At 59.3% G+C, this 5,152-nt stretch carries 5 protein-coding genes; 1 reads left to right on the forward strand and 4 read right to left on the reverse strand.

Annotated features, from left to right (window positions below; all coding sequences use genetic code 11):
* The 3 genes from Q0F21_RS05170 to Q0F21_RS05180 form a co-directional block, all read right to left on the reverse strand.
* Nucleotides 1–824, reverse strand: an 824-nt coding sequence (locus tag Q0F21_RS05170; RefSeq protein ID WP_297238025.1) for an MFS transporter, incomplete at its 3' end; no start/stop codon positions are given.
* A 9-nt stretch (nt 825–833) separates the two neighbouring features.
* On the reverse strand, nt 834–2,033 hold the full coding sequence (locus Q0F21_RS05175; protein WP_297238026.1) for an AGE family epimerase/isomerase: 1,200 nt from the start codon (nt 2,031–2,033) through the stop codon (nt 834–836).
* Complete coding sequence (locus Q0F21_RS05180; RefSeq protein ID WP_297238029.1) at nt 2,030–2,965, reverse strand: dihydrodipicolinate synthase family protein; 936 nt, start codon at nt 2,963–2,965, stop codon at nt 2,030–2,032. Before Q0F21_RS05180 ends, Q0F21_RS05175 begins: the two co-directional genes overlap by 4 nt.
* A gap of 370 nt (nt 2,966–3,335) precedes the next feature.
* Between Q0F21_RS05180 and Q0F21_RS05185 the strand changes: the two genes are divergently transcribed.
* A complete protein-coding gene (locus Q0F21_RS05185) occupies nt 3,336–4,469 on the forward strand; it encodes a hypothetical protein (RefSeq protein ID WP_297238031.1) in 1,134 nt (377 codons plus the stop codon).
* An 80-nt stretch (nt 4,470–4,549) separates the two neighbouring features.
* On the opposite strand, the gene Q0F21_RS05190 is transcribed toward Q0F21_RS05185, so the two are convergent.
* The coding region (locus tag Q0F21_RS05190; RefSeq protein ID WP_297238033.1) for a ribonuclease III domain-containing protein at nt 4,550–5,152 on the reverse strand (603 nt) is incomplete at its 5' end.

The following is a 5,152-nucleotide window of genomic DNA, read 5'->3' on the forward strand; positions in this document are numbered from 1 at the left end:
AAGCTGCTGGCGGCGATGGAGATGGTGGAGAGGGGACCGGCGGTGCTCATGGTGATGCCGTCGAGGTTTTCATTGAAGAGCGTTGGCAGCCAGTTCTTGGTCGCCCAGCCGGGGAGGCTCGGGACGGCAAAGACGAAGAGCAGTACCCAGAAAGCGGGGGTGCGGAAGAGACTCCTCAGCGAGGATCCCAGACCGGGGGCGGTGGCAGCATGCTGCCGGCGCTCGAGGGCCTTCTCCCGGAGGGTGTGCTTGTCTTGCAGGAGCAGCATCAGCACCAGACCGTAGCCGACACCGATGAGGCCGAGGTAGTGGAAGACACTCTGCCAGCTCATGCTGATGGAGAGCGTCTCGCCGAAGCCTCCCAGTGCCTGACCGATGTAGATACCAGTCATATGGATACCGACGGCGAGGGAGCGGGTCCGTCCGGTATGGTACTCCGCGATCAGAGCCAGTCCGGCGGGGATGTAGAGTGCCTCGCTGACGCCCATCGTAGCGCGGAGCCACCACATTTGCTCAAAGGTGGTGCACCACGCCATCGCGGTCGTCACCACACTCCAGACGACGAGACTGCCGATGATGAGCCACTTGCGACTCAGCCGATCGGCAATGGAGCCGGCGATGGGGCTGAAGATGCCGTAGATCCAGAGAAAGGCTGCCATGAGGCGACCAAAGTTCTCCGCCGACTGCAGCTCGGTAATGTCGGCACCGATCTGCGCCTGCATCGTGGAGAGGAGCTGCCGATCCATATAGTTCAGCAGCGCTACGATCCAGAGGAGCCCGACGACGAGCCAGGGGTACCAGTTTTTCTCCTTTAGCTTAGACATACCTATATATTATTGATCTAAAATCTCCTCAGCGAGGAGGATGAGCTTAGTCAGCATGCGGGGGATGTGGAAGGGTCCCTTGAAGAGGTTGCCCTTAGCCGGCTGTGCCACGGTGCCATCTCTGTGGAGGTAACCGTACCACTCGGGGTACTCGGGGTCACGGAGGTGGGTCCAGGCCCAGTCGAGTGCCTTCTTATGACTATCTAGGTGCTCCTCCCGACCGGTCTCCTTATAGGCATAGAGGTGTGCAATGGCCGCCTCGGTCTGAGGCCACCAGAACTTCATGTCCTGGCTGTAGTCCTGACTTGGGAAGCCCTTGCAGTCGCGGAAGTTGATCACACCCCCATAGGGCTCGTCCCAGCCCCACTCCCAGGCGCCGTCCAGCACCTCGAGGGCAAAGGATCGCATCTCATCCGAGATCGACAGATAGGGGAAGGCGTGCCCCACCTCCATGAGGAACCAGGAGGTCTCGATGCAGTGACCGGGATTGATCGTCCGCCCACCGAGGGTGTCGATCAGGTCACCCTCGGGCGTAACGCTCTCGAGGATGATGTGGTACTCCGGGCGCCAGAGCTTGTGGCGGATCGCCTCATACGACTTCTCCACCTGTCGCTCCAGGATCGGATCATCGACCACCTGACGAAGCACCGCAGCGGTATTCATCAGGATCATCAGGATGCTGTGACCGATGGCGGGCTGAGTGGGGAGATACTTGGACGGCAGTGCACCGGGCGTCTCTAGCCACTCCTGCACCTGACTGAAGAGTCGGAGAGCCTTCTCTGCATAGCTCTTGTCTCCGGTCGCCAGCGCATACTCCGCCATAGCGATGATACCAAAGGTCTCGGAGAAGACGTAGCGGCGCTTGCGGAGAGGAAGCCCGTCGCGTGTCACCTCGAAGTACCACCGCCCGTCCTCCGGGTCAACGCAGTGCTTCTCGGCGAAGTCGAGGATACTCCTTGCCGCCTCGAGGTACTCGGGGCGGGGGTCGATGTGATTATAGACGTAGGAGAGGATATAGGCTGCACGACCCTGGAACCAGACCGACTTGGTCCCGTCCATCAGGGTCCCGTCGCGATCAACGCAGGTGAGCATGCCGCCATACTCCCGGTCGAGACCATGCTCAAGCCAGAAGGGGAGGATACTCTCCAGCAGCTCCTCCCTGCACTGAGTGATTAGGTGGTGTAGATAGGTCTTTGTGTCCTGGCTCATAGCTTATTGCAGTGATCATAGAAGTGGATCTCCTCCAGCGCTCTCCGGATCGCCTGCTCCTCCTCCGGCTCTATGGAGTGGAAGGGGATGCGATTGGGACCGAGGTCGAGACCGATCAGCTTCATGATTCGCTTCCCGGCGACGATATTTCCTCTGTACTTAGCGATGACGTTGATCACGTCCTGGGCATAGTTTTGCGCTTTCTTTGCGCCCTCGAGGTCGCCCTTCTCCCAGCAGGAGATCACCTGAGTGAGCACGCGGCCGATGTAGTTGCCGGTGCCGCTGATACCACCCTTGGCACCGCCCATGACGAGGGCGGAGAGGATCGTCTCATCGAGGCCGTAGAGCATATCGTACTTGCCGTCCTTATAGAGCATGCACTGATTGTACTCGTAGTTGCTCTCGTAGGTGTACTTCAGCCCGGCAAAGGTGGGGACCTCCTTCTCCATCACACGCATGAAGTCGGTCATCGGGAGGAAGGCACCATTGAAGGCGGGGATGTGGTAGTAGTAGAAGGGGAGCTCCGGGGCGCCCTTGGCGATCTCACGGCAGTAGGCAGCGAGGTCCTCCACACGGCTCACCTTGGGGAAGGGCGAGGCCATGGCACCGATGCCGAAGGCGCCGATCTCCTGAGCGTGACTGGCCAGCTCGCGCGACTCCTTAATAGAGGTGGAGCCGACGTGGACGATGAGACGGAAGTCGTCCCACTCGATCGCACTGCGCCACGCCTCGGCGAGACGGATGCGCTCCTCCTTCGTCAGCATATAGCCCTCCCCGGAAGAGCCGTTGATGAAGACGCCCTTCAGACCATTGTCGTGGAGCATCCGGGCATAGGCGGGGATGATCTCGGTATTGATCTCCTCCGCAGCTGCATCCTTATAGGGTGTAAACGGGGCTACCAGCAGCCCTTTGATCTTAGCAAACTCAGCCATAATACTATCGTATCATTAATAAACTATTTTTCCTCTCGCAAATATATCCATATATTCCTAATCGTAACACATTAAACGTTCTCCTCTTCTTCTACACTTCTTCCACAATGGCAGGATCCGCTTGTCAAACAACTATGACTCACAACAGCATATAAGAAAAGTTTTTTCGTACATACGAGAAGAGTAAGCGGGGATATTGGTACCTTTGGATAAGACCTTTGTAATGCGATCTGTCTCGCCTGGCGAGACAACATCAAGAGAGTCAATGAAGGATAACATAAGTATAAGATCTCGCATCGCACTGCTCCTCGGACTGATGATCAGTCTGACGAGCTCGGGATGTCAGGCAAATCAAGAGAGTAAGACAACGATGAGTCGACTGACTAAGATTGCCCTCCCTCAGGAGTTTTTCAAGGCTGAGGAAGGGCTGGAGAAGGGAGCCTCCGGGGCATTTGCCGGAGTGCTGGGAGAGTGGTTGATCTACGGCGGCGGGTGCAACTTCCCCGACAAGGGACCTCTTGAGGGAGGACAGAAGCGCTTCTACAGCCGGATCCACGCCCTGCGGATCTCGGACGAGGGCGAGGTCCTCGACACACTCACTCTGGGGGATCTAGCACGACCCTCAGGCTACGGAGCCTCACTCCGATCGGAGGAGGGGGACACGCTCTACTTCATCGGCGGTACCGATGGTAGCTCGTCCCTTCGCTCGATCTATAGGATCACCCTGACCGCAGCCGGTGTGCCGACGATGGAGCACCTCTCCGACGCGCTCTCTCATGGATGGCATGAGGGCAGCGCAGCGATCTCAGAGGGACAGCTATACCTGGTAGGTGGCTGGTCTGCCCCGGGACAGCCGATGCGCGAGGTGGAGGCAATGGATCTGACTGAGGGCGGCGAACTTCGCCACATCGCTCCGCTACCTGACGGAGTGCGCATACAGCCGATCGCCTTTGCCCACTCAGGTAAGCTCTTTGTCTGCGGTGGCTTCGCCCCGTCAGAGGGAGGGAGAGAGCCGCTGATGCAGGACAGAAGCTACGCACTACGACTGGGGGACGAGACCGCCGAGTGGCAGCTTGTCAGCGATCACCCGGTGCTGGAGGAGAGTGGTCGTAAGCTCCTCTTCGTAGGTACTGCGGTGGCGTACGATGAGGCCGCGAAGAAGGTTTATGCGGTGGGCGGTGTGGACTACGACATCTTCCGGAGCGCACTCGAGCGCGAGTATCGTCAGGGACTGGCGACAGCGGCAGGCGATCAGGAGGCTCTGGAGGACTTTGCCCGGCAGCGCGTTGAGTACATGACACGTGATCCGGAAGCATACCACTTTATGCCGCACGTGATCAGCCTCGACTACGAGAGCGGCGAGTGGTCTGTCGTCGCTACGGACACCGCCTTCGCCACTGCCGGTGGCGCCCTGACCGCTCAGGATGGCACACTTTACCTCGTAGGTGGGGAGCGAAAGCCGGGTGTACGTACGCCGGATATCTGGTGCCTCCGACTCGACTGAGATCACAGTAAAATATGCAGAGAGAGGGCTGGCTCGCGGGATGCGGGTCGGCCCTCTCTGTATATGGGTTATGGGTATCGTCAGTGGGTGTCGAGGAGCCGGAGAGCAGTGCGAGCCGCCATCCGGTCGGCCGCTTTCTTGCTCGGTCCGCTGCCCTCAGAGAGGACCACACCATCCGCTCCCACACGGAGAGCCACGTGATGAGTCACCTCGCCGGGCGCCTCCTCGGTCTCCCCGAGGTAGTCGAAGAGATAGGGCGTCCCCTCCTTCTGCATCCTGATGATAAAGGTCGACTTATAGTCCTCCTCCTGCCGCGAGACGCACTCCAGGTTTTTCCGCGAGATCACCACCTGCTTCTTGACGAAGTCGGCCGTCACCTCAAATCCCTTGTCGAGGTAGAGTGCTCCGATAAAGGCCTCGAGGGCATTCCCCGGCACATCGCTGTGCTCCAGGTCGACCCCGGAGGAGACCCGGAGCATCCTGTCGATGCCCATGCTGCGCGCCAGCTTATTGATCTGCTTGCGACTGACGAGGAAGGAGCGGATCTGTGTCAGTCCGCCCTGATCCTCATCGGGATAGAGCCGGTAAGCGGCAGCGGCTATCACCGCCCCGAGGAGGCTGTCGCCGAGATACTCCAGCCGCTCATTTTGCTTACCGCCGTAGGTCCCGGCATAGGACGAGTG

The sequence above is a fragment of the uncultured Porphyromonas sp. genome, assembly GCF_934359325.1.
GTDB lineage: Bacteria > Bacteroidota > Bacteroidia > Bacteroidales > Porphyromonadaceae > Porphyromonas_A.